We start from the raw sequence: 25,759 nt of genomic DNA, 5'->3' as shown, positions 1-25,759 counted from the left end.
GCGGCACCGCCTCACTCCCGCGGAGCAGCTCCGAGGAAGGTCTTGCCGGCCTTCACGTACCCGTTGGTCGAGCTCCACGAGTACGTGAACCGCCTCACCTCGTCACCGGCGACGTTGCCCTCGACCGTCGTGACCGACTTGGTGGAGTAGTTGGTCGAGACCACGACGCCGACGTGGCCGTGGACGGACCCGTCGTCGTCCTTCCAGACCAGAACGTCGCCGGGCGTGGGCGTTGTCTTGTTGCCCGGGAAGGAACGGAACCCCGACACGTTTCGCCAGTTCTGGCTGTACTCGTAGTTGTCGGGCAGCCGGGGGTAGGTGCTGGTCGACGGCATCATGTGCGCCGTCCACGTGTAGGCGGCGAAGTCGCCGCACCACGGGTTGCCGTCGTAGCCGTTGAAGACGACGTGGTTCTGGTTCGCGTCGTTCCACTGCGAGTTCTCGAGGACGTTGCGCGTCGCGGACTCGACGGTGCTGAGGTATGCCGTGCCGTTCAGGTGGAACTCCCACCGCTTCGAGAGAGCGGCGTCGGCCCGGTCGACCGTGGCCTGACGCAGGGCCGAGAGCCCGCCACCCTCGGGTGGGAGCGAGGCCGAGGCGGGGTTCGCTCCCGCCACGAGCAGTGGGCCGGCCACCAGGGCAGCCGCGGCGGCGACCGTGGCCACTCGCCTCTTCACGGGGTTCGACATGGGTGGCTCCTCATCGATCGATCGGTCCGTCGAACCGTCATCGGCTCGTCCGGGTTCCACCGTGCCGGGAGCCGCTGCGGACCCGCTGCGAACTCGCTGCGTCGCCGGGGGCACCGCGATCGCAGCGAGGTCGCAGCGCCCTGCCCGACGGTGGTGACAGCCGCTCCGGACGACGGGGCCGACACACGAGAGGGAGTGACGACGATGGACAAGCCCAGCACGTCACGGGTGACCAGGGCCGCGGTGGCCGCCGCGGTTGCCGGAGCTGCCAGCCTGGCCATGGCGGCCCCGAGCTCGGCGCTCGTCCCGCCACCCGACGGAGGTGGCGGCCAGTGGGCCAACTACCCACTGCTGCAGGACATGTACGGAACGCGGCTCGGCGATGCGTCGACCGTGAAGGCAGGGATGAGCAGCCTGAGCGACCAGATGACCGTCGGCAACATCACCTCGAGTCGTCGGCGCGCAGCCTTCTTCGCCACCCTCCTCAACGAGAGCCGCTTCGAGTACAGCTCCGAGCAGGTGGGGGCCACGAGCACCTACCGGGGACGCGGCTTCATCCAGCTCACCGGCTACACCAACTACAACAACGCCGGCAACCACTTCGGCGTGGACTTCGTGAACTACCCGGGCAGGGTCAACGACCTCGCCTGGAGCGCCAAGGTCGCCCGCTGGTACTGGGGCGTCAACGGCATCAACGCCGCGGCTGACGACCTGGACATGGGGCGCGTCTCCCGACTCGTCGGCTACGCACCCAGCGACGCCGAGGACCTTCAGCGCTGCGCCGACTTCAAGAGGGCCATGAAGGTCCTCACCGGATCCGTCCCCACCGGCGTCACCTGCCTCCGGCACTGACGCCACCTCATACCCCCCGCACCACCGCACGACCCGCACCCAACCACCCACCGGCCCCAGGCCGTCCCGAAAGGACCACCACCATGCGCATCACCAGCCACCTCGTCCGCGGCTTCGCCGCCCTCGCCCTCGTCGGCGGAACCACCTTCGCCGCCGTCGCCCCGTCGCAGGCGATGATCCCCGTCCCCGAGGGGACCGTGACCTGCGTCAACTCGTTCGGCAACCCGAACACCTGTGCTGAGGCCGTCACCTGGGCCAAGAACCACCGCACCGGCCCGGACAACCCCAACCCGGCCTACACCAACATGTGCGACCACATCGCGGGGCTGGAGTACGGCTGGGCGCACAGCGGCTCGACGACCGCCTACGTCCACTGGACGCAGATCCCCTCGACCCGGCGGTACCCCGGTGACCGCACCGTGCCCGCCGGCGGCCTTGCCTTCTTCAGCAACGGCGGCGCCGGTCACGTGATGATCTCCATCGGTGGCGGAACGTTCGTCTCGAACGACATCCACGGCAACGGGACCCTGACCAACACCACGATCGCCGAGATCGAGAACAAGTGGGGCGCCCACTACCTCGGTTGGGCCCAGCCCTGGTTCCAGGCCAACCACTGACCCACGCGCAGGACGAGGGGCCGGCACCCGCGAGGGGGTCGGCCCCCTCGGCGTGCCGGGCGGTCAGTGGCCGGTGCGGCGGCGCAGGTCGGTGACGTGGGGCGAGACGGCCGGGTCCAGGCCGAGGCCGAGGGCCAGGTAGGTCGCCGCGAAGTCGGTCGTCGCCAGCTGCCCGGCGAGCCGGGTGAGGGGGTGCCCCGGCTGGGCGGCGACCTCGCTGACACGGGCGCCGGCCTCACGGGCCGCCTCCGTGACCGCGTCGGCCAGGGCTGCCGACTCCGCAGCCTCCCGGGTCATGGGGTCGGGGTCGGCGTCGCGCAGCATGAGCAGGCCGAGCCGCGGGGAGGCGGGTCCGTCGAGGAACGGGTCGGTGAAGATGTCCGGCCCCCCGTCGCCGGCGAACCCCGACCCGCTGCGCGCCGCCGCGGAGGCGCCGTACGCCGTCGTGAAGGGTCCGTCGAAGCACGCCACGATCTGCGCGGCGTCGTCGGGGAGCTCGCCGTGGATGGCGGGGATCCGCGCCGTGCGGGCCAGCATCGACGCGGCGCGCTTGGCGGCCACGCCGTTGAGGGGACCGTCGCCCAGGACGACGGGCACACCCTCGGCGAGGTCGGTGGCGAGCACCTTCGCAGGGTTGACGAACGACTCCGACGACGGGCGGCACGCCTCGGCCACCTCGTCGAGCCGGTCGGCGACCTCGAGCAGCACCCGCTCCCCCACGTCGACGATCCCGAGCCGGCCCGCGGCGAGGAGGACCGGCGCCAGCAAGGACCAGAGGGCGGTCCGCGACGTCGCACGCCCGCGGCCGATGTCGATGTGCACCCCGCGTGCCTGCGCGGCCACGTCAGCCAGCGGCGAGTCCGAGGCCCCCACGGTGAGCAGCGACGCACCGCGGCGCGCCGCCTCGGCGGCCAGGGCCAGCGGTCCGGCGGCCCGACCCGACTGCGACACGGCGATGACGAGGTCCAGCGGCCCGACCCAGCCGGGCAGCGGCACGTTGCGCCGAACGCTCACCGGCACCGGCGAACCGGGCTCGGCCAGCAGGTCCAGGACGTCGCACACGACCGCCGAACCCCCGAGCGAGGCGACCAGGACCGATCGTGGCCGCTCCCCGCCGGCGACCCGGTCGATGCCGCCCTCGGCGGACAGGTCGATGGCCTCGCGCACCTGCGCGCCCGCCGTCGCGAGGCCCCGAAGCGTCTGGTGGCTGTCGAGGGCCGCGATGGCACCCTCGTCGTCGATGCGGGCCTCGTCGAGGTAGGGAGCCATCGGACGCCGCCTTCGGCTCAGGCCGGCTTGCGGGCTTCGTCGACCAGGAGCACCGGCACACCGTCGTCGATGCGGTACTGCAGCCCGCACTCGGCGTTGGTGCAGTGCAGCTCCTGGCCCGTCTCACCCGTGGCGTCCGCGAGTTCCGAGCGGCAGGCGGGGCAGCGCAGGATCTCGCGCAGCCACGGCTCGATCTGGGCTCCAGTGGTCTGCTCGGCCATCAGCCTTCTCCTCTCACCAGGGCGAGGACATCGTCCCGCACCCGTTCCATGGTGGCCACATCAGCCGCCTCGACGTTGAGCCGCAACAGCGGTTCGGTGTTGGACGCGCGCAGGTTCAACCACCACATGCGGTCGTCGGCGTCCCCGGTCCCGGCGTGCGTCACCGTCAGCCCGTCGAGCATGTCGACCTCCACGCCCTGCGTGGCCGCCCACGCGCGGACGACCTCGGTCGCCGCCGCCGCGTCGGTGACGGTCGAGTTGATCTCGCCCGAGGCGGCATACCGGCTGTATGCCGCGGTGAGCCGGCTCAGCGGCTCGTCCTGCTCGCCGAGGGCGGCCAGGACGTGCATCGCCGCGAGCATGCCGGTGTCGGCGAACCAGAAGTCGCGGAAGTAGTAGTGGGCGCTGTGCTCGCCGCCGAAGACCGCGTCCGCGCGCGCCATCTCGCCCTTGATGAAGGAGTGGCCGACGCGGGTGCGGACGCCGCGGGCTCCCTGCTCGGCGATGATCTCCGGGACCCCGGCCGAGGAGATGACGTTGTAGACGACGGCGACGTCGGAGGCCTTCGTCCCGGCGGCCACCTCGCGGGCGATCTCCCGGGTGGCGACCAGGGCGGTGACGGCGCTCGGGCTGACGGGTTCGCCGCGCTCGTCGACGACGAAGCAGCGGTCGGCGTCGCCGTCGAAGGCCAGCCCGATGTCGGCGCCGTGCTCGACGACCGCGGCCTGCAGGTCGCGCAGGTTCTCCGGCTCGAGGGGGTTCGCCTCGTGGTTGGGGAAGGTGCCGTCGAGCTCGAAGTAGAGCGGGACCACCTCGAGGGGCAGCTCAGGCAGGCCGGCACCGGTGCCCAGGACGGCCGGGACCGTGTGGCCGCCCATGCCGTTCCCCGCGTCGACGACGACCTTCAGCGGGCGTCCACCGGACAGGTCGACCAGGCCGCGCAGGAACGCGGCGTAGTCACCGAGCAGGTCGCGCTCGACGACCGTGCCGGGCGTCGCGCCGGACGGCCCCGCGCTGGTGCCCGTGTCGAGCAGCTCCTGCGCGAGGTCACGGACGTCGGCCAGGCCGGAGTCCTGCCCGACGGGGCGGGCCCCGGAGCGGCAGAGCTTGATCCCGTTGTACTGCGCCGGGTTGTGGCTCGCGGTGAACATCGCCCCGGGCAGGTCGAGGGCGCCGCTGGCGTAGTAGAGGCCGTCGGTGCTGCACAGCCCGATCAGGGTCGCGTCGAGGCCGTGCGCCGTCACCCCGGCGGCGAAGGCGCGCGACAGCTCCGGCGACGACGGGCGCATGTCGTGGCCGATGACGACCCCCGTCGCACCCTCCGCCTGGACGACCACTCGGGCGAAGGCCGCACCGAGGGCCCAGGCGACGTCGACGTTGAGCTGGTCGGGGACCAGACCCCGGACGTCGTAGGCCTTGACGAAGTCGGCGAGCTGCGGCGTGGGCACGCCCGAAACCCTAGCGGGGTCAGAGGTCGCGCAGGACGCGCAGGTGCCCTCGCCGACCGGTCTCGACGGCGCCGGAGGCGTCTTCGTCGGAGGCACGGACGGTGGGGTGGGCCGCGCCGTGACCGGCAGCGCGCGCCTGGGGCTGCTCCCCGAGGCGCGGTCGGCCCGCCTCGCGCACGGCGTTGGCCAGGGCCAGCAGGTCGTCGTGCGACGGCTCCGGCTCGACGTACTCCCCCGACAGCCGCACGATCTCCCAGCCACGGGGCGCGGTGAGCCCCTCGGCGTGGTCCCGGCACAGGTCGTAGGTGTGCGGCTCGGCATACGTCGCCAGGGGGCCGACCACGGCGGTCTGGTCGGCATAGACGTAGGTGAGTGTCGCGATGGCGGCCTTCGGGCACGCGGTGCGGGAACACCTTCTGGACAGACTCACGGGGGGACTCTATGTCAGCGCTCGACGGGTGCCTGCCCGGCACGCCGTAGGGTGGGCACGTGACTTCGTCCGGCTCCCCCGCGGCCCGTCCCGGGGGTCCTCGACGGGACCGCCACGGCCGGGGCGTGCGTGGGCCGCTCGCGTGGCCGTCGGTGCCGTCGATGGTGTCGCGGCGTGAGCGGTTCGACGACCTGGTCCTGGACAGCGCGGCCCGGCTCGAGGCGCGGCTCGGTCCGCGGTTCCACGAGGTCGAGTTCGCCGTCGAGGACGTCCCCACCACCGAGCCCGCACCGTGGGAGCGCGATGGCGTCGCCCTCGGCCGGGTCTTCCCGGCACACGGACGTCAACCGGCCCGCATCGTGATCTACCGCCGACCGGTCGAGGCCAGGGCGCAGGACCAGCGCGAGCTCACCGCGATCATCGGCGACGTCGTGGTGGAGCAGGTGGCCGCCCTCTTCGGCCTGCAGCCCGGTGACCTCGACCCCCGCTACGGCGACGGCGAGTCCGACTAGGCGGTTCCGACAGTGCGGGTGGACCGGCCGTCGGGATCCGTCACCGGGTCTAGCGCAGGACCTCGCGCAGCCCGACCGTCGTCGTGCGCAAAGCGGTGTCGCGCAGCGGCGTCGTCGTGACCAGGGTGCCGACGGCGTCGGTCAGGGTGGACACGACCCCGGCGCGCAGCTCGCCGGTGCCCGAGGTGCGGTGCACCCACACCGAACGCGCGCCGGTGACGGCGACGGCGGTGGTGGCGTCCTCGAGGACGTCGAGGCGCACCGACTTCTGGACGCCCTGCGGGTCCACCGTGACGACCTCGACGCCGGCCGAGGCACCGGTGGCGGTGAGGGCCAGCAGGCGGGCCAGGCGCTTGGTGCCGCCTGCCGGGTCGACCAGCGGCATCCCCGCCACGCCGGTCAGGGGCGGTGTCGAGGTCGACCACGCGAGGTCGGTGGGCGCCGGGGCCGTGCCACGGGTGACCATCGCCCCCGCGACCACCGGGACGTCGGCACGGACCTGGAGGGCGACGGCGCCCTTGGGCAGCTTGCTGAGGTCGATGTCCCGGACCTGTCCCCCGTCGATCCGGGTGACACCCCCGGTCGGCAGGGCACGGGGACCCTGCGGCGTGAGGACCCGCGCCTGGACGACGGCCTCGGAGTCGCCGGGCACCGCCACCCGCAGCACCGCCGACCCGTCGATGGAGACGGCCGGAATGACCTGGTCGCGCGAGGGTTCCGCGGCGGGGATTGCGTCGTCGGAGCCAGCGGAGCGCGTGCCGTCGAGCCAGAGGTCGTTGACCACGGCCGAGACCACGCCGCCGTCGGCGACGACGTGCACCACGGGGGTCGTGACGTCACCGGAGATGGAGTCGAGCAGGAACGCAGTGCGACCCCGGGCCGGGACGACGATGCCCTTGCCCTGTGAGGCCGCGACGACGCCGTCGGGACCGTGCAGGGTCACGTCGACCGTAACGGGGTTGCCGCCGGGGTTGGTGAGCACGAGGCGTTCCTGGCGGCCGGGGGCGGCGCCTCCCGCCAGCAGCCACGCCTCGGCGGTGGCCGGGGTGCACGCTGCCGAGACGAGGGCCCGGTGGTCGCCGGTCGGCAGCAGCCAGGACTGGGCTGCGGCCAGCCCCGGCGCCAGCGACTGGCTGCCCGAGACGAGGGCGCCGGTCGTGGCGGGGAGGTCTGCCGTGGCGTTCGTGGCGCGTGCCGTGACGGGACCGCCCAATCCGGCACCGGGCAGCCGGGTGAGGCCGACCGCGCCGGGGGTGGCGGAGGGGGTCGTCCCGGTCAGCGTCCGCAACGGTGCCGAGGCCGCGGCGACCCGCGGCGTCACGGGCACGTCGTCGAGACCGGGAACCCCCTCGAGCTCGGGGCCGGGGCACACCAGCGCGGAGCCCCGGACGGCATCGGTCGCCGTGCGGGCGGCGGCGGGGGTGCCCGGCGCCGGTCCGACGGCCAGGGCCCCCTGGACGTGCACGGCGCCGAGGACGATGCCCACCCCTGCCGCCGCGGCGAGGGTGGCGCGGGCGACGCCGCCGACGAGGGGGTTCACTTCCGCCTCCTCGAGGCGCGCGTGCCGAACGGGATGGCGAGGAACACGACGAGCAGCAGGGCCGCGCCCTGCGCCCAGCGCCAGAGCGGGGAGGCGGGCAGGACCTGCACCGCGATCGTGTGCGAGCCGGCCGGGAGCGGGTATGCCGCCGTGTCGCCCTTCGGTGCCACGGCGTCACCGTCCACGCTCACCCGCGCGTGGCGGAACCACTCGGTGGGCTCGGCGAGGACGAGGGTGGCCTTCGGCGGCACGACCGCCCGGGCCACGAGGCGACCGTGGTCGCCGTCGAGCGGCAGCGCCTGCTCGGCACCCGCCGTCACGATCCGGACCCGTGACGGTGCCACGGCGTCGTCGCGTGCGTCCCCGCCACCGGGCAGGACGCGCCAGAACAGCACGCCGTCGTGCTCGCCGAGGCGGCTGAGGCCGGCCGTGCCGTCGAGCACCCGGACCCTGGGGTCGTTGCCGTCGGTGCGCAGTCCCACGAAGCCGACGGCCAGGTCGGACAGGTCCCGCGAGGGGTCGAGCTCGTCGGGGCCGGCACCGGTCTCGAAGAGGTGGCTCACGGCCCCGGTCAGGGCTGCCGGGTCGGGCCGTCCCTGCGACGTGGCGGGCAGCACCCGGGCGACGGCACCGGGTTCGCGCCCGAGGAGGGAGTAGGCGAGTCCGGACGTCTCCGGCTCGAGCAGCAGCATGCGGTTGCCGATGCCGCTCTCCGCCTGGTCAATGGCCACAGCCGGTCGTGGGTCGGTCCAGGTGCCCAGGGTGTCGCCGAGGGTGTGCCACGTGGTCCAGCCCACCGCGGAGACGACGGCCACGATGACCAAGGCGGCGATCGGCCAGCGCAGGAGGGCGACCCAGCCACCGGTCGAGTGGCGCACCGCCAGTCCCTGGGTGCCGAGCAGCGCGGCCGCGAGGAGGGCCAGGGCGAGCAGCGACAGCCCGGTGCCAGACCAGGCGGTCACCACCCTCCCGGCACCGGGGTCACCGGCCGGGACGGTGCCGAGGACCAACCGCGGTGCGAGGACGGCATACGCGAGGCCCACCAGGCCCAGGGCGGCGAGGGCCGTCGCGGCCCAGCCGCGGCCGGCGCCACCGCGCACCAGCCCGAGGACACCAGCCAGGACGATGGGGGCCGAGACGAGGACGGGGTAGGAGGCAGGCCCACCCGGGTGCAGCAGTGCCAGCTGCCAGGGCAGCGCCTGACCCGCGCCCCAGATCGAGAGTCCGGGACCGGTGAGGAAGAGGTGGGGCTGGTCGACGAGGGTCTGGACCCACGGGCCGAGCAGCACGACGGGGCCGACCAGCAGCGCCAGGCCCCGGAGTCGGGCCAGTCCGTGGCCGAACACCACGACGAGGACGGCGACGAGGGCGGCGAGCGGCAGGTAGGCCGGCACGAAGGCACCGAGGACTGCGGTGGCGAGCACCGTGGCGGCCGTCACCGTGGCCGACCCACCTCGGCGGGCAGCCAGCACGAACCCGGCGACCACGAGCGGGAGGAGCACTGCGGCCACGACCGCACCCAGTCGCCCCGCCGCCACCGCGGTGGTGAGGACCGCGGTGCTGCCCCAGGCGAGCGCGGCCAGTCCCCGCGGCCAGGCTGACCGGTTGACGACGCGCCCGGCGAGGTAGGCCGTGAAGGTGGCCAGCGGCATGGCCAGCGTCACCAGGACGGCGACGGCCGAGCCGAGCGGGCTGTCGGGGGCGCCCAGGACGGGGACGTGGGTGACCAGCCAGGCCAGGGCGGCCAGGACCACGAGGTGGGGGCCCTGCTCGCCCGACGAGCCGAGCCCGGCGCCGTGCCAGCCGTCGAGCCACGCGTGCCAGGTGGCGCCGGCCGTGGCCCTGCCGCCGAGCAGCTCACCGCCGACGACGCCCTGGGACAGGCGGTCGACGACGCTCCCACCCATGCTGCGGGTCGCCGCGAGCGAGGTGACGGTGACGAGGAGGACTGCGAGCAGGCCGGGGTTGCGGGCGAACCGGGACGCCCACGTCGAGCCGAGGATGTTGAGGTCCTGCACCTCGTCGGCGACCGGGCCGGGCTCGACGAGCTCGGAGGCGGTCGGGACGAGGCGGCCGTCGTCGAAGGCGACCTGGTCGTGCACGAGGTCACCGGTGTGCCGCAGCACGGTCGACTGGGTGACGAACAGGCCCTTGAGGTCGCGGCGGCGCACGGTCCGGGTGCCGCGCGAGCGCCAGCGGGCGCCCAGGACGCGCCACGGCGTGAGCACCGCGCCGAGGTCGGACAGCTCGGCCCAGGCCGCTCGGGGCCGCTTGGCGACCAGGAGCGCCAGGGCCGCGACCAGGCTCGACACGGCGATCCACACCGTCAGCAGCGGCAGCGCCCACCAGGCGCAGCGGGCCAGGGCGACGCGGCGGGCCTGGCGGCGCTGCCGGTTCGGGCTGTCCGCAGCGGAGGCAGGGCCTGGCGTCCCTCGCTGGGCATCGGCGTCCGTAGCGGCGACCGACTCGTCACCGAGCAGCAGCGGGGCCCCGAAGATGCCCTCCGTCAGGCCGTGGGCGTCGACGCCGGCAGCCACACCGTCGTCGGCAGCGACCCGGTCGGGGGCACCGGTGCGCAGGGTGGCCCGGGGCACGACGACCACGCGCCGGCCGCTCTGGTGCGCGCGCCAGGAGAAGTCGATGTCGGCGCCGAAGCCGCCGAAGGCCCGGTCGGGGCCGGCGAGGCGCTCGTACAGCCCACGCTCGACGAGCATCCCGGTGGCCGGGACGGCCAGGACGTCGGTGCGCCGGTCGTACTGGCCCTGGTCGGGCTCGCCCACGACGGGCGACGGGATGATGCGCCCGCTACGGGTCAGCTGGAGCCCGACCGACCGCAGGGCGCCGGGCACGGTCCAGTCGAGGAGCTTGGGGCCGGCGATGCCCACGGACGGGGAGCGGCGCACGGCGTCGAGCAGCCGGGCCAGCGTCATCGGCGCGGCAGCGCTGTCGCAGGTCAGCACCCACAGGTGCTCGGTCGACGAGCTCTCCTGCACCGCAAGGGAATCAGCCTCCGACCCGGTGCCGGACCCGATGTGGGACTCGGCGTGGGACCCGGCGTCGGGCGTGGCCTCGGGCGGGGCCTGCGCAGCCAGGGCGACGTGGACGGCCCGGGCGACCGAAGAGCTCGCCGGGACCGTGACGAAGGTCGTGTCGGGGATCGCCGCCGCCAGCTCGGCGTGGCTGCGGACCGCCTCGACGATGCCACCGTCCACGCCGGGGTCGACCACGACCAACCGGTCCGGCCGGCGGGACTGGCGGGCGAGGGAGTCGAGGGTCTGCGGCAGGGCCGAGGCCGGGCCTCGGAGGACGAGCACCGCGGTGACGGTCGACACCGCCACCGCCTGACCGGCGTCGACCTCGGTCATGCGGTGCGGCGGGGCAAGCGTCATGAGTGCGTCACGGGGATGTCGCCACCGGGGCGACTAGACCGCACGCTTCTTGAGCTTGCGACGCTCACGCTCCGACAGTCCGCCCCAGATGCCGAAGCGCTCGTCGTTGGACAGGGCGTACTCGAGGCACTCCGAACGCACCTCGCACCCGACGCAGACCTTCTTGGCCTCGCGGGTGGAGCCGCCCTTCTCGGGGAAGAACGCCTCGGGATCCGTCTGGGCGCAGAGCGACCGCTCCTGCCAGGACATCTCTGTGTCGTCGCCGCCGTCCAGGGCGACCAACTGAAGTTCGTGCACGGCTTCCTCCTCGACCCGGTGCCGTTGCTGCCACCGACCCGATGACAACAATGGAATTACACGCGTGTCATACGTGGTTCGTCAAGCGGAAGTCTGATATTTGCCCGAACTGGTGAACCTTGATAGGGCGTGGTCGTCCCGGATTCGCCGACGGATCGTGACCGACGCCCGGCCCAGCACGAGCCTGGGTCCACTCTCCACCACGTGACGTAGGTCAGCTCGACCGGTCGGCGTAGAGCGCCAGGGCCGGGCACCACCGCACCGCGGCAGCCCTCGCCTCGTCCCCGTCGTCCACCCCGCCCTCGGCGGCGGTGACCACCACCACCGGGTACCCCCACTCGTCGAGCCGGATGCTGCCGGGCAGGAGGGTGGCGCAGACCCCGTGGCCGGTGCAGGCGACCCGGTCCACGCGCAGGGTCGGGCGGTCAGTGCGCGAGCGCGTGCTCATGGCTGCTCCTGGGGGTACGGCCCGGGACGCACTGGCCCCGGGCATGGTCGTCGAGGTGGTCGGACAGGGCTCGCAGGGCGGAGGAGGCCAGGCCGGCCACCCCGTCGGGGAAGCGGCAGGCCCCCCTCCCCCGCACCGACTCGGCGCGGCGGGCCAACCTGGCGCGGGCTCCACGGCTGCTGCCGCTGCCGCCCGCCCGGACTCCGTCGGCGAGGTCGTGCCAGTCCGAGGCGATGGCAGGGAGGCCGAACATGCACGGCCCGCACTGGCCCGCACTCTCACCCGCGGCGTGGTCGAACCACGCGGCGAGCGCGTCCACGGGGCAGGCCTGCGCGTCCAGCACGTGGACGACACCCGGGCCCGGCGCGCCGCCCAGGGGCGCGAGCTCGGCCCGTGACCACGTCACCCTTGCTGCCTCGTCGGGTCGCAGCACGGTGCCGCCGAGGCCGCCGACGATGACGGGACCGGTCCGGCCCGGATCGGCACCGGCCGCAGCGAGCAACGAGGCCAGCGGCACCCCGGCGGCGGTCTCGAGGACGCCCGGTCGCGGGACCGCGCCACCGATCGCGACCAGGCGCGGGCCGGGCTCGTCGGGCAACCCGTGACCGCGGAACCACTGCGCCCCGCCTGGCCGCTCGACGACCTGGGCGATCCGCCACACGGTCTCGGCGTTGAGCACGACCGTCGGGGCGATCCGTCGGCCCGCGCTGTCGGACCCCCCGCGGACGAACGGCTGTCGCTTGGTCATCGGTCGCGCCAGCCCACCCTGGGCCAGCGAGATCAACGACGTCTCCTCCGAGGACACGTACCGCGCTGGTGCAGCCAGCACGTCGAGCCCGGCGGCACGCAGCCGTGCCTCCGTCGCGGAGCCGCGGTGGGCGGCATACCGGACCCTGGTGCCGGCCACGAGCGTCGCGCCGCGGACGAGCTCGGGGAGGTGGTGCTCGACGACGAAGGCGTCCTTGACAGCACCGATCTCACCGTCGCAGGCGTTGACGAGGAGGCCGGCTCCGTGCTCGTGGGCGGCGCGCACCTTGGTGGCGGTGCTGAAAGCTGCGCCACCGCGGCCGGTGAGGCCGGACTGCTCGAGGACGTCGACGAGGTTCATGACCACTCCTGGGTGAGGACGGCTCGGCGGCGGGTCTGGTCGGCGTGGCCGGCCAGGGCCCGCCAGACGAGGGCGGCACCTCCGACGAGGGCGCATGCGACGGGGACGAGGCGCAGCAGGGGCTCGTTGGCGGTGCCCATGGCGTAGCCGTGGACGAGGGCCATCGGCCAGAGCGCGAACGCCGTGAGGTGCACGGCCCTCCACACCCGCCTGGACAGCCGGTGACGCAGCAGGGAGGTCGCGACCACCGCGAGGACGATGTCGAACGCGAGCGTCCCGAGCCCGACCCACAGGGGTTCGTACCCCGACGTGAACGGCACCACCGCGGAGATCCAGTCGATGCTGACGTAGGTCTCGACGATCGCGGTCGCGATGTGGGCCAGCAGGAACGCCGAGGTGCCCAGGGCCAGCGACCGGTGCAGGCCGACGACGACGGTCTGGCTGACCGCCCGGCTGCGCCGACCGGCGGTGAGGGCACCCAGGACGAGGACCGCGGTGAGCAGGACGATGCTCGCGGTGCCGGTCGCCCGGGAGACGAACCACAGGAGCTCGTTCATGCCGCGCTCCGGTGGCGGGTGCCCGGCTCGGGCCAGCCGGGGGTGGTGACGACCGGTCCGCCGTCGGCGGGGTCCAGCCGCGCCGGTATGCCGCGGGCCGCCAGCCACGCGGGCGCCTCGGCCCCGAGGACGATCGCCGCGGTGGAGGCGGCGTTGGCCTCGAGGGCACTGGCCCCGGCGCAGGTGACCTGCTCCCACACGACCGGTGCGGTGAACCCGGTCCTGGGGTCGACGATGTGGTGGCGCGGTTCGCCGTCCTGGGTCCAGGTGCGTCGACCGGTCGACGAGGTGGCCAGCGCCTGCCCGTGGCTGGCGACGACCTGGCGGACCTCGCCCCCGGTGCCCTCGACACCGACCTGCCAGCCGTCCTGCGGCAGCTCACCGGAGACGGCGAGGTCACCCCCGAGGTTGACGAGGAACCCTCCCTCGAGTCGCGCGGCCAGCAGCGTGGCGATGGTGTCGGCGGCCTGCGCCTTGGCGCTCGCCCCGAGGTCGAGGACGGTGCCGGCGGGAACGCGCACCCGGCGCATCCCCTGGTCGAGCTCCACGCTGCGCCACCCCGGGACGGCGACGGCCGCGCGGGCGTCGCGCGTGCGGGACCGCGCCCCACCGAGGCGGGGCGGACGCGAGGAGCGGGCGCGCACATCGGCGAGGTCGGCGTCGTACCCGGACGCGATCACGGCCGCCCCCACGGTCGGGTCGACCAGCCCGTCGGTGAGCCGCGCGGTGCGCAGGGCAGCGGCCAGGCTGGCCGCGAAGACGGGCGACACGTGGGCGTGCACCCCGTCGCGGCGACGGGCCAGGCTGCTGACCTCCGAGTCCGGCCGGAAGCGGGAGACCGCCGCGTCGAGGTCGCCCAGGTGGTCGCGGGCGATCGCGATGGCGGCACCGAGCGTCTCGGGCCGGGTCACGATGAGGTGGTGGTGGGTGCCGATCGCGTCGAAGGACGCGGAGGCGGTGAACACGTTCTGCCCGACGCGGCCGCTGTGGGTGTTCATCAGGACCCGCTCGTGCTGGTCTGCGGCGAACCCGAACCCGAGGCGACCCCGGCGACGGAGCCGAAGCTCGACGAGCCGGAGTCGGTGCTGGTCGAGCTGGACGAGCTGGACGAGCTTCCCGAGTCGGTGCTCGCACCGGTCGAGTCGGTGCTCGCACCGGTCGAGTCGGTGCTCGTGCCGGCCGAGCTGGCGGTGGTCGTCCCCCGGTCGGTCGCGAGGTGCACCCCGACCGCGCCGGCACCGAGCGTCGTGGCGAGGAGGGCGCCGGCCGTCCAGCGACGGGCCAGGCTCAGGGGGCTGCGGGGCTTGCTCATGGGGTGGGTCCCTTCTGGTGGGTGGTGGTTCCACCGTGGTGGCGCTCGCTGTGCCGTTGCTGTGCACCGCCTACGGGAGTGGTCCGGTGCAGATGTGCAGTTCCTGTGGGCCCCGTGTGCGTCGCCTGGAGGTCAGGAGCCGCTGGTCCCGGACTGGGCGGAACCGGTACCTCGTTGCGCCGGCGCCACCGGGGTGAAGGCCTGCATGTCGTCCGGTCCACCCCCACCGGCGACCGGACGGCCTGCCGCACGGGCGCGGACGACCTGCTGGAAGACTGCCGGGCATGCGCATCACGGCACTCGCCGGTGGCGTCGGAGGTGCCCGTTTCCTGCGCGGCCTCCGGACCCACCTTGACCGGACCCCCGACCTCGCCGACACGGAGCTGACCGTCATCGGCAACACCGGCGACGACATCACGCTGTTCGGCCTGAGGGTCTGCCCCGACCTCGACACGTTGCTCTACACCCTCGGCGGCGGCATCCACGAGGGCCAGGGCTGGGGACGGGCGGACGAGAGCCACCGTCTCCAGGGCGAGCTCGCGGCCTACGGGGTGGAGCCCCAGTGGTTCGCCCTCGGGGACCTGGACTTCGGCACCCACGTCGCGCGCTCGCAGTGGCTGGGACAGGGCGTGTCCCTCTCGGAGGTCACCACCCGGCTGGCCGAGCGGTGGGGCCTTCCCGACCAGCGGATCCGGCTGCTGCCCATGACCGACTCGCCCGTCGAGACCCACGTCGTCGTGGAGGACGAGGAGGGGCAGCGGGCGATCCACTTCCAGGAGTGGTGGGTGCGGCACCAGGCGTCGATCCCGGCGGAACGCTTCGTGGCAGTCGGCATGGACCGCGCCACGGCTGCTCCCGGTGTCCTCGACGCGATCCGCCAGGCGGACGTCGTGCTCCTGCCCCCGAGCAACCCGGTGGTGTCGATCGGCATCATCCTCGGTGTGCCGGGGGTGCGGGATGCGTTGCGTGGCAGCGCCGCTCCCGTCGTCGGGGTGTCGCCGCTGGTCGGCGGTGTGCCGGTGCGCGGCCACGCGGACGCCTGCCTCGCAGCCATCGGGGTGGAGTGCACTCCCTCGGCCGTGGCAGGCCTGTACGAGGACTTCCTCGACGGGTGGCTCGTCGCCTCCGAGGACGAGGCCGAGGTGCGACTTCGCCGGGCCGCGGTCCGGGGACGACCGCTGCTCATGACCGACCAGGACGCCGCCGCCGACCTCGCGGGCGCGGCCCTCGACCTCGCGCTCGAGCTCGCGAAGGCGTGACCGTGACGGCCCTGGTCATCCTGCCGCTGACCGGCCTCCCCGAGGTCGTGGCCGACGACGACCTCGCCACCCTCCTGCTCGGTGCGGCGCGGGCGAACGGCAGCGACCTGGTGGACGGTGACGTCCTGGTCGTCTCGAGCAAGATCGTGTCGAAGGCCCTGGGCCTCTGGGCCGACGGCCGCGACCGGTCCGTGGCGATCGCCGCCCAGACCGTGCGCACGGTGGCGGAGCGGCGCTCGGGCGACCGCCTCACCTCGGTGGTCGAGGCGGTGGCGGGCCCGGTCATGGCAGCGGCCGGCGTCGACGCCTCCAACACCGGCGACCGTGAGGACGTGCTGCTCCTGCCCGCAGACCCCGACGCCGAGGCGTTCCGGCTGCGCGAGGCCCTGCTGGCGGCGACCGGCCTCACCCGGCTCGGCGTGGTCCTCAGTGACACCGCCGGCCGTCCGTGGCGCAGCGGCCAGACCGACTTCGCCCTCGGCGCGAGCGGCGTCGCGGTGCTCGACGACCTCCGCGGCGGGGTCGACGCCGACGGCCGCCCGCTGTCCGTGACCGCCCGCGCCGTCGCCGACGAGCTTGCGGCGGCCGCCGACCTCGTCAAGGGAAAGGCCGACGCCGTCCCCGCAGCAGTCGTGCGCGGGACCCCCTGGGCGACCGCCGACGCCGGGCCCGGCGCCCGGACGCTCGTCCGCACCGGGGCCGGCGACTGGTTCGCGCTGGGGCAGGCGGAGTCCGTGCGCTCGGCCCTCGGCGTCCCTCCCGGTGGTCAGGTCGCGCAGGACGTCGGGATCCCCTCTGTCGCACCGGAACCCGTCACCGACAGGGTCGCCCGCGCAGTGGCCGTCGCCCTGCGGGAGTGCGAGACTGCGGGGGTGGATGTGGGTGGTGCGCACGAGGGCGGCGGTGGCACGCAGACGATCGAGCTGCGCGTCTCGGCCGCGACGCCGTACGAGCTCGGGGTCGTCACCTCGCGGCTCCAGGTCGCCCTGTGGGGCGAAGGCGTCGACGTGGTGGTCCCACCGGAGGCGACGGGCGACAGCGTGGTGCTGACCGCCCGGGACCGCCCTTCCGCACGCGGGTGAGGCGCGAGCGCCGCCCCGGCGGCGAGCTCCCTCCCCCGCCCGGCGTCGCAGCTCCCGGACCCGTCGGCACCGGGTCCGTCGTCCCCCCACCGTCGGGTCGCACCGTGAGCGTGGTCGCCGGCGCGGACCTGCCCCACCGCGAGGCCCGCGCCCTGGTCGAGTACGCCTCGCGCGACCCCCGGGTCTGGCGCAACATCGCCCTCACCTGGCTGACCGTCGTGGCGGCACTCGGGGTGGCGCTCGTCGTGTCCGTCCCGGGCCTCACCCCGGTGCAGCAGCACTCGACGCTGGCCGCGACGGGACTCGTCATCGTCATGGCCGCGCCGACGACGTGGGTGTCGTGGTACCTGACGTTGCGTCGCAAGGTGCGCCACACGGTTGCGACGCAGAGCCCGCCCGGCACCGTCATCGGGTCGCGGATCACCGCCGACACCGTGACCTTCGCCGTGGGCGAGGCGGCCTACTCCTACACGTACGAGGCACTCAGCCGCGTGGTGCAGGTGGGTGACGTCCTGGTCGTCAAGCCGCGACACCGCCTCGTCCTGGCGGTGCCGGTCGAGGCGGTGTCGCCCGACGACCTCGCCCACCTCCTCGCCCGGGTCGTCAACGAACCGATGTCGCTGGCTGCCCGCAGCTGACCGCCCTCAGCCGCGGCCGGTGGGCAGGTGGGTGCGGGGCGACATCCGTGGGCCGCGCCGGGGACGGAAGTGGCCGTCGAGCTCGAGCAGCCGCTGCACGCGGTAGCGGTGGCCGCGGTAGGGCTCGAGCAGCTCGGCCAGGACGTCGTCGTCCCTGGCCTCGCCGAGCAGCGCCCAGGTGATGTTCTTGGCCACGTGGTAGTCGCCGAAGCTCACCGCATCGGCGTCACCGAGGGCGCGCTGGGCCACCTCCGAGGAAGTCCAGACCCCGATGCCGGGTATGGCGCGCAGCCGTGCCCGCGCGTCCGCCGTCGTCATCGACGCGCACTCCTCGAGCCGCCCGGCGGCCTTCGCCGCCCGGACCGCCGTCCCGGACCTGGCCCCGTCGACCGAGGCCCGCAACCACTCCCACGAGGGCACCGCCGCCCACGTCGCGGCGTCCGGGGCGACCCACAGCTTGCGGGCCTCACCCGGCCCGGGCGCGCGCGACCCGAAGCGGTGCACGAGCGCGCGGTACCCGCCGAACGCCTCCTGCCCGGTGACCTTCTGCTCGATCACCGCGGGGACGAGCGCGTGCAGGACCAGGCCCGACCGCGGGACGTGCCACGCGGCATACCGGCGGTGCGCCCGGGCCACCTGCGGGTGGAGGGCCACGAAGCCGGTCTCGTCGTCCCCCGCGCCGAGCAGCGCCGGCACCTGGGCCAGCGCCCAGTCGGCGCCCGGGCCCCAGGCCGACGCCGTGACCTCACCGTCGTCGGTACGCTGCACCAGCCGCAGCGTCGCGGCCCCCTGGGGCGTGGGCAGGCCCAGCCACCAGCCCTGCCCGCGGTCGGGCTGGAACGTCGGGTCGCCCCCGCCGCGGCGCAGGATCGAGATGACCAGGCCCACGGAGACCGGACGGTCGGGACGCCACACACGGGTGCGTTCGACCGTCGGGGACATGCGGCAAGTGTCGCGCGTTGGGGTGACAACGACCGCAGGTGGGCCACGTAGACTCTGCGCGACCCGACCCCGAGCCACCGAGGAACCCGTGAGCAACAAGCGTGCGAGCCAGGACCGCAAGGCCCGACTGGCCGAGATCCAGAACCAGCAGAAGGCCAAGGAGCGCAAGGTCAAGGCAGGCATCGGGGCCGGCCTCGTGGTGCTGCTCGTGGGCCTGGGCGGCGTCGTCTTCTACGCGATCAACGACGCCAAGTCCAAGCAGCTCCCCAACCTGGGCGTCAGCGTCGCCGCGGCCAGCTGTGACGCCCCCACGACCGACTCCGGTGGTGGCACCGGCGAGCACGTCGGGCCCGGCACGAACAAGCCGGACGAGACCTCGGTGAAGTACGACACGATCCCCCCGAGCCACGGCCCGCACTTCGTGGCCCCGGACGTCAGCGGCCGCGACTTCTACACCGCCGCCGACCGTCCCGCGCTCGAGACCCTGGTCCACAACCTCGAGCACGGCTACACCGTGCTCTGGTACGACGGCAGCAAGGTGAAGGACACCACCCTGCTCAAGGACGTCGCCGACCAGGGCAACAAGCTCAGCGACTCCTCCGGGAAGTTCAAGGTCGTCGAGTGGGACGCCAGCCGTGGCGCGTTCCCCGCAGGCAAGCCGTACGCCCTCGTGCACTGGGCCAAGGACGCGGGTCACCGCCAGCTGTGCGGCGACCTCTCCGGCCAGGCCGTGGTCGACTTCGTCAAGAAGTACCCGGCCAGCGACACCCAGGAGCCGGGCGCCCAGTAGGACCGCCCCTCCCCCACGCGACGACAGGTGTGCCGCCCGCTTCCCGCGGGCGGCACACCTGTCTGTCGTCCGGGCGCGCGCCGGTCAGCGGCGGCGGAAGGTGAGCAGGATGAACGTGTAGTCGAGGCCGACGCGGTCCCAGTGCACCGGGCGCTCCTCGTGCGACAGGGCGTCCGACGTCGAGAGGTCGCCGACGAGGTCGAGGCCGACCTGTTCGGCCGCGGCGACCAGCTCACGGATGTCCTCCGGCGAGAAGATCTTCACCTCGCTGCCGTAGGCGATCCGCCCCGTGGTGTCCGGCGGCTCCTGGTCGTAGTCGGTGGAGACGCAGAGGACTCCGCCCGGGCGCAGCACCCGAGCGCTCTCGCGCAGGAACCCCTCGAGGGGGACCCCGTGCTCGATGACCGACATGCAGGTGATGGCGTCGAGCGAGCCGTCACCCAGGCCGGTCGCGGTCACGTCACCGTGCCGGAAGACCACGCCGTCGCGCCGGACCTCGTCGCCGAACTCGAGGTTGATGCCGATGAGCGACCCCTCGGCGGACCCCAGGCCGTAGAGCCGTAGCCACGGCAGGACGGGCGAGTAGCGCGCGCTCCCGGCATCCATGACGCGGGCCGTGCGGCTGCCGTCATCGGCCAGTGACAGCACGGCACCGACGGCGCCGAGCGCATCCCAGTTCTTCGGCTGGTCGCGGTGCAGCGGCAGGCGCAGGCGGCGCCCCTCGGCCACCGCGCGCTCCCAGTCCGCACGGGTGCGCAGGACGGCCGTGGGCGCGACCGAGGTGGGGACGGGCCGGTTCGCGGCATACCCGCGGCGTGCCTCAGCCCGGCGCTGGAGGGCGACCCGCCCCCAGAGCACGCGCTCCGCGCCGCGCTTGGCGACGGCGAGCAACGGTCCCCCGGGCGGAGCGGCAACCTGTCCCGGGCTCGCCTCGTCTGGAGTCGTCATTGCGGCAATCTATCCTCCGGTCGGACCGTCGACGGTGGCGTGGTCCGGCTCGCGCTCGTCGCGGGTGGTGATGAGGTGGTGGGAGCGGGCGTAGAGCCAACCACCCAGGGCGAACAGCACGTCGGCCATGACGGTGAGGAACCGCGACAGCACCACCACGGCCGTGGCGGCCGAGGTCGAGGTGATCGGCGCGAGCATGAGGACGAGCAGCCCTTCGCGCACGCCGACGCCTGCGGGCAGGACCACGCTGAACATCGCCAGCGAGGACGCGAGGGCGAAGCCCGAGATGGTCGCGAGCGCCAGCAGCGAGCCGTCGTACGTCACGCCCGTCGCCCGCGCCAGGACGAAGGCGTGCAGTCCCGAGCAGAGCCACGCAAGGATGAACAAGCCGCTCGAGACCAGGACCGCGCGACCCGAGAGCTCGTGCTCGAGGGGTTCGCGGCGCAGGACCCGCAGGACGGTCGCGATGAGCCAGTTGAGCAGGCGGGGCCACAGCACGAGGCTGAGCAGCGGCACCATGAGCAGGGCCACCCAGCCCGTGGTCGAGGCGTTGCCACCCGTGATGAGCAGCGGCACCGCGGGCATCCCGACGATGAGCCCGCAGATGGCGGCCAGCGCGACCGTGACGAAGGCGACGACCGCCGAGCGGCGGCGCGGGATGTGCAGCCTCACGCCCATCTCGGCCTGCACGACGATGCTCCAGACGGCGCCCGGCAGGTACTTGCCGAGCTGACCGACGAAGAACACGCCACCGGACGGGGCGACGTGCAGCTTCGTCCCGAGGTCGGCCAGCAGCACCCGCCAGCCCAGCATGGTCAGCACCGGTGGCAGGCAGACGAGGAACGCGGCCAGCGCGAAGGAGCCGGCGTCGATGTTGTCGATGTCCTCGGACACCTCGGCCCAGTTGCGCGCGACGGCGACACCGACCGCGACGAGGACGAGCAGGGCCAGCGCGATGCGCAGCCCGGTGAAGACCTTGGCGCGCGTCATCAGCGCCGCCGCAACGTCAGGCGCAGCAGCCCGTATGCCGTGTCGGTGCGCGTCGACGTGCCGGACGCCTCGCGCATCCGGCCGGTGATGTCGCCGTCGAGGTCACCGACGAGCACGAACCCGAGGTCGTGCGACCGCGCCAGCACGCCGCGCACGTCGGCCGGGCCGAGCGCGCCCTCCGCGCTGGACGGCCCGATGGGCAGCGTGACGCAGAGCAGGCCGCCGGACTTCAGCGCCCAGCTCGCCTGGCTCATCGCCTCGTCGATGTCGTCGGCGTCGCAGCCGCCGGGGTGCAGGCGCACGATGACGTCGAGCGAGGCGGTGTCGACGTCGAGCACCTCGACGCTCGACCGGTGGCCGGTGAGCTCGAGCTCGACGGGCGCGAACCCGATGGACCGGGCCCAGCGCGACAGCGGCGACCGGGTGCCCGACTCGTCGACGATCACCGCGCTGCGACGACCGTCGTCACGCACCCGCACGATCGCGGCGAGGGCGCCGAGCGCGGCCCAGGCGGCGATGGAGTCACCGCACCGCGGCAGGCCCAGCCGCTTGGCGAAGGCCTTGGCCTCGTCGGCGTCGTGGCCGTCGGCGAGGATGTCGGACGCCCGGATCCACTCCGGCAGGTCACCGCGGCCCAGCTCGACCTCGGGGCGGGAGGCCGCCACCAGGCCCCGGACCGCCGAGGTGACGCGGTGCCGCAGGTGGCCGACGACCGCAGCCGGGCCGCTGCCCGCCGGCGGGTTCGGGGCGGTGCCCACGTCGGGGACGACCTCGTCGGGTTCGTCGGGCAGCGTGGCCGGCTCGACGGCGGCGAGCGCCTCGAGCGTGCCGAGGTAGTTGGCCCACGGCCCGGAGAGGTCCGGCGGGCGGACCCGGGCGCGGAGCTCGTCGGCGTACCCGGGTTCGGACAGCCGCTCGAGGGCCTTGACGAGGGCGTCCTCGTCCCCGGGCGGCACGAGCAGCCCGTCGACGCCGTCGCGCACCTGCGACCCGAACGTCCCCACGTCGGAGGCGAGCACGGCGAGGCCGTGGTGGCGGCCGAGCAGGGCGTTCTGGGAGGCGGTGGCGCTGCGGTAGGTCAGCGCGAGGACGTCGTGGGACGCGAGCAGGGGGGCCAGCCGGTCGGCCGGCACGTAGCCGCCGTGGACCTCGACCCGGCCGCGCAGCCGCGGGTCGCGGGCGAGCTCCCTGACGCGTTCGCCGCTGCTGCCCCACATCTCACCGGCCACGGTGAGCGTCGGGCCGGGCACCTTGGCCAAGGCCTCCATGAGCAGGTCGACACCCTTGTAGTCGCGGACCATCCCCAGGGCCAGCAGGCGGGGCGCGCCCTCGTGGGCGGGCCGCTCGACCGGGGCGCCGCCCGGGAGGTGCGGGGGAAGGTCGGTCACCGAGACGCGGGGGGCGTGCAGCTCGTACGCGAGCCGGGCCTGCTCGTCGCTGTGCACGAGGACCGCGTCGACGCGCTCGAACAGCTGCTGCATGAGCTCGCGGTCGCCGAGGTGCGACTCGTGCGGCAGCACGTTGTGGGCGATGACCACGGTGCGCGGGCTTCCGGACCCCCGCCCGGCCCTCAGGGCGGCGCCGACGCCACGACGTCCGGCCCCTGCCGCACGCAGCAGGGCCAGGTGGGCGGGGACGACCGCGGGGATGACGTGCACCACGACGACCACGTCGAACCCGCGCAGCCGGCGGCCGGTCCGCACCCAGGTGTCCGGCCGGGCCCAGCTCAGGGCACGGACCGTCCGCGGGAACGGCTCGACGTCGGGCGCCCCACCCGGGACGGCCTGCTCACCGGGGTACAGCTTCGAGGGGTACAGGTGCGACCACGACACCAGCGTGACGTCGTGGCCGGCCTCGGCGAGCTCGTGCGCGAGGCTCGTCGTGTGGGCGGCGACGCCACCCTTGTAGGGGTGCGTGGGCCCGACGACGGCGACCTTGAGAGCGGCGATCGGCGTCACCGGAGCGGTCCCCCCGCGACGGTCGACCGGCTCACCCGAGCCGGCCACGCGGCATACCGCAGCGCGCTCACACGCCCGTGCGCGAGCGCACGACGAGGTCGGACAGCAGCGCCAGCGAACCGATCATGATCCCGCTGACGATGAGCAGCACCGTGCTGGCCGGGAAGTAGAACGGGTGGCGGACCATGTCGACCAGGGCCTTGACGACGCCGATGACGACCAGCCACAGGGCCGGGGGCATGAGCACCTTGAGCGGGTCGAAGTACATGACCATGCGCAGCACCTGGAGGATGTAGCGGTAGGCGTCGCGGACGAAGTGGAACTTGCTGACGCCGGCGCGCTTGGCGTAGCTCGTCGGGACGTACTTGATGTCGTGCTGGTTGGACAGGAACGCCAGCGTGATCGTCGTGACGCAGCTGAAGCCGGGCGGCAGCAGGCGCAGGTACGGCAGGGAGACCTCGCGGCGGAAGGCCCGCAGACCCGAGTTGAGGTCGGGGATGGTCTGGTTGGAGAGCTTCTCGGCGATCTTGCGGATCAGCCACTTCGCCGGGACGCGCGCCCACTTGTGGGTGCCCTCCTCGGTGGTGCGGGCGCCGACGACCTGGTCGTAGGACGGGTCGTCGCGCAGGATCCGGACCAGCTCGGGGATGCGCTCGTTCTCGTAGGTCATGTCGGCATCGGTCCACACGACGATCTCCCCGTGGGCCTGCTGGGTGCCGATCCGGCGGGCCGTGCCGCTGCCACCGTTGCGGCGGAACGGCATGACCCGGATGTTGGCGTAGTCGCGCGCCGCCTGGTGCAGCACCTCGAGGGTGTCGTCGGTGGAGGCGTCGTCGATGCAGAGCAGCTCGTAGGTGAACTCGCTGGAGTTCATCGCCACCGTGATCCGGTCGATCTCCTGCAGCACGTGCGCGGCCTCGTTGAAGCACGGCAGCACGATCGTGACGTAGGGCTTGTCCGCGTCGCGGGCGCTCTGCGGCGTGCCAGCCGTGCTCGGCAGGTAGGCCGCGTCGGCCGGGTGCACCGACAGCTGCCCGTCGGTCGTGGTCACGGGTCCCGCCACGTGGGGCGCCGGCTGGGCCGGGGCCGGGACCGCGGCTGGCTGGGCCGGGGCCTGCGCGGCCGGCGTCGGGGCCGGCTGGGAGGTCGGGATCATCTCGGTCTCGGGGGCTGCGACGGGGACTGCCGGACCGGTGCTGGTGTGCTCGCTCATCTCGGCGCCGAGCCTACCCGCCGGTCGCCGCCCGCACGCCCAGGTGCGCCGCGACGCCACCTCGCGCCGCGCCATACCCCTCGCCCGGCTCCGTCCCGCTCCGCCCCGCTCCCCTGCGCGAGTTTGAAGAGTCACCGCCGTCATGGCGGGGCCGGCGCTTCAAACTCGGCCGTGTCCGAGCCCGCACCCGGGGCGGCGGCACGGCCGGACCCGACCCGCCCACCCTCGTGCGGTGAGGATCGCCGCGATGTCGTGCGCGGTCCGGCACGGTGTCACGGCCACGTCCGCCCAGAACACCCGTGTGGTGGCCCGGTCCGACCCGAGCAGGAGCCGGTCGCGCCTCCCGTCCCGCACCCGGTCGGCCCACTGCTCGTGCCCGAGGCGGCCGTCCACCTCGACGATGAGCCGGTATGCCGTGTACTCGTGGTCGTGCCACCGTCGCCGCCCAGCGTCCGACGGTGACTGCGACACCGACCGAGGCAGTCCGTGGGCCCGCTCGACATCCCGCAGGTAGAGCAACTCGGCCCCGCTCTGTGCGCCGCCCGCGACATCCGCCAGGGCGGGCCTCAGAACGGCACCGTGCCTGTGCCCGGGTCGTCGAGCCAGCTCCTGGCGGAGCTCGGCGACAGAGACTCGCTGCTGCTGGACGGCGCGTGCCACGGTTGCCAGGCAGTCGGTCGGCGAACCGTCGGCAGCGACGTCGAGAACGGTCGCCGGGAGGGTCGTCCGCCACGGCCAGGCCCGGTCGTCGATGAGGTCAGCCCATCTCATCGACCGGCGCACGGCCACGTCCGCGATCGGTCGGGGACATCGGGTGTACGGCACCACGAGGTCGAGTCGCGCCGGCGCCTGGGGTTGCACGCCCCAGAGGTGGGCCGCCGAACGACCGCAGAAGGCGACGTCACCGACGACCGGGTCCCGCTGCAGGGACAGCAGGCGGGCCGAAGCGGTCACGATCCACTCCGAACGGCCCGGCCTGGTGAGGTAGACGCAGGGGTGCAGGCGCACCCAGCGTCCCGAGCGCACCCGCCACTGCACCGCGCGGTCACCGAGCCCGGCGGCCCGGCACTGGGCGAGGGTGAGGAGGTCGTGCTGGCGGTTCGCGCACCGCCGCAGCCCTGCCCAGTCGACCGCCACCGGCCCATGATGCGCGGGCTCGACCCCGGCTCCGGAGGTTTGTCCACAGGCCCGGTTCAGTGGCGGCGTGGTCGCGCGCCCCCCTCCCGGCGAGTTTGAAGCGCTGGTGACGC

General features: G+C 74.0%; 26 protein-coding genes. 7 read left to right on the top strand and 19 right to left on the bottom strand.

The features are described 5' to 3' along the window. Positions 1 to 11: 11 nt before the first annotated feature. The gene (locus ASD62_RS16425; RefSeq protein ID WP_056916875.1) at positions 12 to 689 is read right to left on the bottom strand and encodes a CHAP domain-containing protein; all 678 of its coding nucleotides are present in this window, start codon (positions 687 to 689) and stop codon (positions 12 to 14) included. 204 nt (positions 690 to 893) lie between these two features. Between ASD62_RS16425 and ASD62_RS16420 the strand changes: the two genes are divergently transcribed. Both ASD62_RS16420 and ASD62_RS16415 read left to right on the top strand, forming a co-directional pair. Then, positions 894 to 1,541 (top strand): glycoside hydrolase family 19 protein, encoded by a 648-nt coding sequence (locus ASD62_RS16420; protein ID WP_056916874.1) that lies wholly within the window; start codon positions 894 to 896, stop codon positions 1,539 to 1,541. A gap of 83 nt (positions 1,542 to 1,624) precedes the next feature. Next, complete coding sequence (locus ASD62_RS16415) at positions 1,625 to 2,158, top strand: hypothetical protein (RefSeq protein WP_056916873.1); 534 nt, start codon at positions 1,625 to 1,627, stop codon at positions 2,156 to 2,158. Positions 2,159 to 2,221: 63 nt separating this feature from the next. Here ASD62_RS16415 and ASD62_RS16410 read toward each other — a convergent pair whose 3' ends face one another. The 4 genes from ASD62_RS16410 to ASD62_RS16395 are packed head-to-tail and all read right to left on the bottom strand — an operon-like array spanning position 2,222 to position 5,526. Beyond that, positions 2,222 to 3,427 carry an SIS domain-containing protein gene (locus tag ASD62_RS16410; protein ID WP_056916872.1) on the bottom strand — a complete coding sequence of 402 codons (1,206 nt, stop codon included), beginning with the start codon at positions 3,425 to 3,427 and terminating at the stop codon, positions 2,222 to 2,224. Positions 3,428 to 3,444: 17 nt separating this feature from the next. Continuing rightward, the gene (locus tag ASD62_RS16405; RefSeq protein ID WP_056916871.1) at positions 3,445 to 3,648 is read right to left on the bottom strand and encodes a Trm112 family protein; all 204 of its coding nucleotides are present in this window, start codon (positions 3,646 to 3,648) and stop codon (positions 3,445 to 3,447) included. After that, positions 3,648 to 5,096, bottom strand: coding sequence for a phosphomannomutase/phosphoglucomutase (locus ASD62_RS16400; protein ID WP_056916870.1), 1,449 nt, complete (start codon positions 5,094 to 5,096; stop codon positions 3,648 to 3,650). Before ASD62_RS16400 ends, ASD62_RS16405 begins: the two co-directional genes overlap by 1 nt. Before the next feature lie 19 nt (positions 5,097 to 5,115). After that, complete coding sequence (locus ASD62_RS16395; protein WP_056916869.1) at positions 5,116 to 5,526, bottom strand: DUF3499 domain-containing protein; 411 nt, start codon at positions 5,524 to 5,526, stop codon at positions 5,116 to 5,118. Between the two features lie 59 nt (positions 5,527 to 5,585). On the opposite strand from ASD62_RS16395, the gene ASD62_RS16390 reads away from it, so the two are divergent. Then, a complete protein-coding gene (locus ASD62_RS16390; protein ID WP_235529122.1) occupies positions 5,586 to 6,038 on the top strand; it encodes a metallopeptidase family protein in 453 nt (150 codons plus the stop codon). A 49-nt stretch (positions 6,039 to 6,087) separates the two neighbouring features. Here the strand turns inward: ASD62_RS16390 and ASD62_RS16385 are convergent, their stop codons facing one another. The 8 genes from ASD62_RS16385 to ASD62_RS16350 all read right to left on the bottom strand — a co-directional run bounded on the left by ASD62_RS16385 (position 6,088) and on the right by ASD62_RS16350 (position 14,689). Further along, positions 6,088 to 7,578, bottom strand: a complete 1,491-nt coding sequence (locus ASD62_RS16385) for a DUF5719 family protein (protein ID WP_056916867.1) — start codon at positions 7,576 to 7,578, stop codon at positions 6,088 to 6,090. Further along, positions 7,575 to 10,967: a glycosyltransferase gene (locus ASD62_RS16380; RefSeq protein WP_082580885.1), complete on the bottom strand. Its 3,393-nt coding sequence runs from the start codon at positions 10,965 to 10,967 to the stop codon at positions 7,575 to 7,577. The genes ASD62_RS16385 and ASD62_RS16380 overlap by 4 nt, the downstream gene beginning before the upstream one ends. Positions 10,968 to 11,000: 33 nt before the next feature. Beyond that, on the bottom strand, positions 11,001 to 11,216 hold the full coding sequence (locus tag ASD62_RS16375) for a WhiB family transcriptional regulator (RefSeq protein WP_200947759.1): 216 nt from the start codon (positions 11,214 to 11,216) through the stop codon (positions 11,001 to 11,003). 262 nt (positions 11,217 to 11,478) lie between these two features. After that, positions 11,479 to 11,712 carry a ferredoxin gene (locus ASD62_RS16370; protein WP_056916864.1) on the bottom strand — a complete coding sequence of 78 codons (234 nt, stop codon included), beginning with the start codon at positions 11,710 to 11,712 and terminating at the stop codon, positions 11,479 to 11,481. Then, positions 11,690 to 12,820, bottom strand: coding sequence for an NADH-ubiquinone oxidoreductase-F iron-sulfur binding region domain-containing protein (locus ASD62_RS16365; protein WP_056916863.1), 1,131 nt, complete (start codon positions 12,818 to 12,820; stop codon positions 11,690 to 11,692). The genes ASD62_RS16370 and ASD62_RS16365 overlap by 23 nt, the downstream gene beginning before the upstream one ends. Then, entirely contained in the window at positions 12,817 to 13,377 is a 561-nt protein-coding gene (locus tag ASD62_RS16360) for a ferric reductase-like transmembrane domain-containing protein (RefSeq protein WP_056916862.1), read from the bottom strand. The genes ASD62_RS16365 and ASD62_RS16360 overlap by 4 nt, the downstream gene beginning before the upstream one ends. After that, entirely contained in the window at positions 13,374 to 14,375 is a 1,002-nt protein-coding gene (locus ASD62_RS16355) for an FAD:protein FMN transferase (RefSeq protein ID WP_056916861.1), read from the bottom strand. The genes ASD62_RS16360 and ASD62_RS16355 overlap by 4 nt, the downstream gene beginning before the upstream one ends. Beyond that, entirely contained in the window at positions 14,375 to 14,689 is a 315-nt protein-coding gene (locus ASD62_RS16350) for a hypothetical protein (RefSeq protein ID WP_056916860.1), read from the bottom strand. Before ASD62_RS16350 ends, ASD62_RS16355 begins: the two co-directional genes overlap by 1 nt. A gap of 284 nt (positions 14,690 to 14,973) precedes the next feature. Between ASD62_RS16350 and cofD the strand changes: the two genes are divergently transcribed. The 3 genes from cofD (at position 14,974) to ASD62_RS16335 (ending at position 17,668) form a co-directional block, all read left to right on the top strand. Continuing rightward, a complete protein-coding gene (gene cofD, locus ASD62_RS16345) occupies positions 14,974 to 15,948 on the top strand; it encodes a 2-phospho-L-lactate transferase (protein ID WP_056916859.1) in 975 nt (324 codons plus the stop codon). Positions 15,949 to 15,950: 2 nt separating this feature from the next. Continuing rightward, complete coding sequence (cofE, locus tag ASD62_RS16340) at positions 15,951 to 17,030, top strand: coenzyme F420-0:L-glutamate ligase (RefSeq protein ID WP_056917474.1); 1,080 nt, start codon at positions 15,951 to 15,953, stop codon at positions 17,028 to 17,030. 104 nt (positions 17,031 to 17,134) lie between these two features. Then, a complete protein-coding gene (locus tag ASD62_RS16335; protein WP_157581515.1) occupies positions 17,135 to 17,668 on the top strand; it encodes a hypothetical protein in 534 nt (177 codons plus the stop codon). A 6-nt stretch (positions 17,669 to 17,674) separates the two neighbouring features. Here the strand turns inward: ASD62_RS16335 and ASD62_RS16330 are convergent, their stop codons facing one another. Next, entirely contained in the window at positions 17,675 to 18,610 is a 936-nt protein-coding gene (locus ASD62_RS16330) for a DNA-3-methyladenine glycosylase (protein ID WP_056916857.1), read from the bottom strand. An 88-nt stretch (positions 18,611 to 18,698) separates the two neighbouring features. Between ASD62_RS16330 and ASD62_RS16325 the strand changes: the two genes are divergently transcribed. After that, the gene (locus ASD62_RS16325) at positions 18,699 to 19,400 is read left to right on the top strand and encodes a DUF3105 domain-containing protein (protein WP_056916856.1); all 702 of its coding nucleotides are present in this window, start codon (positions 18,699 to 18,701) and stop codon (positions 19,398 to 19,400) included. A gap of 84 nt (positions 19,401 to 19,484) precedes the next feature. On the opposite strand, the gene ASD62_RS16320 is transcribed toward ASD62_RS16325, so the two are convergent. From ASD62_RS16320 to ASD62_RS16300, 5 genes are all read right to left on the bottom strand, one after another. Further along, positions 19,485 to 20,348 carry a class I SAM-dependent methyltransferase gene (locus tag ASD62_RS16320; protein WP_082580884.1) on the bottom strand — a complete coding sequence of 288 codons (864 nt, stop codon included), beginning with the start codon at positions 20,346 to 20,348 and terminating at the stop codon, positions 19,485 to 19,487. A 9-nt stretch (positions 20,349 to 20,357) separates the two neighbouring features. Then, a complete protein-coding gene (locus ASD62_RS16315; RefSeq protein ID WP_056916854.1) occupies positions 20,358 to 21,338 on the bottom strand; it encodes a lysylphosphatidylglycerol synthase transmembrane domain-containing protein in 981 nt (326 codons plus the stop codon). Then, complete coding sequence (locus tag ASD62_RS16310) at positions 21,338 to 23,344, bottom strand: glycosyltransferase family 4 protein (RefSeq protein ID WP_235530733.1); 2,007 nt, start codon at positions 23,342 to 23,344, stop codon at positions 21,338 to 21,340. Before ASD62_RS16310 ends, ASD62_RS16315 begins: the two co-directional genes overlap by 1 nt. Before the next feature lie 19 nt (positions 23,345 to 23,363). Next, positions 23,364 to 24,509, bottom strand: a complete 1,146-nt coding sequence (locus ASD62_RS16305) for a glycosyltransferase family 2 protein (protein ID WP_235530732.1) — start codon at positions 24,507 to 24,509, stop codon at positions 23,364 to 23,366. A gap of 159 nt (positions 24,510 to 24,668) precedes the next feature. Further along, positions 24,669 to 25,646, bottom strand: a complete 978-nt coding sequence (locus ASD62_RS16300) for a type IV toxin-antitoxin system AbiEi family antitoxin domain-containing protein (RefSeq protein ID WP_056916853.1) — start codon at positions 25,644 to 25,646, stop codon at positions 24,669 to 24,671. Positions 25,647 to 25,759 lie beyond the last annotated feature (113 nt).

This window comes from Phycicoccus sp. Root563 (assembly GCF_001427915.1).
Lineage (GTDB): Bacteria > Actinomycetota > Actinomycetes > Actinomycetales > Dermatophilaceae > Pedococcus.
This window is presented reverse-complemented; position numbering and strand designations above follow the sequence as displayed.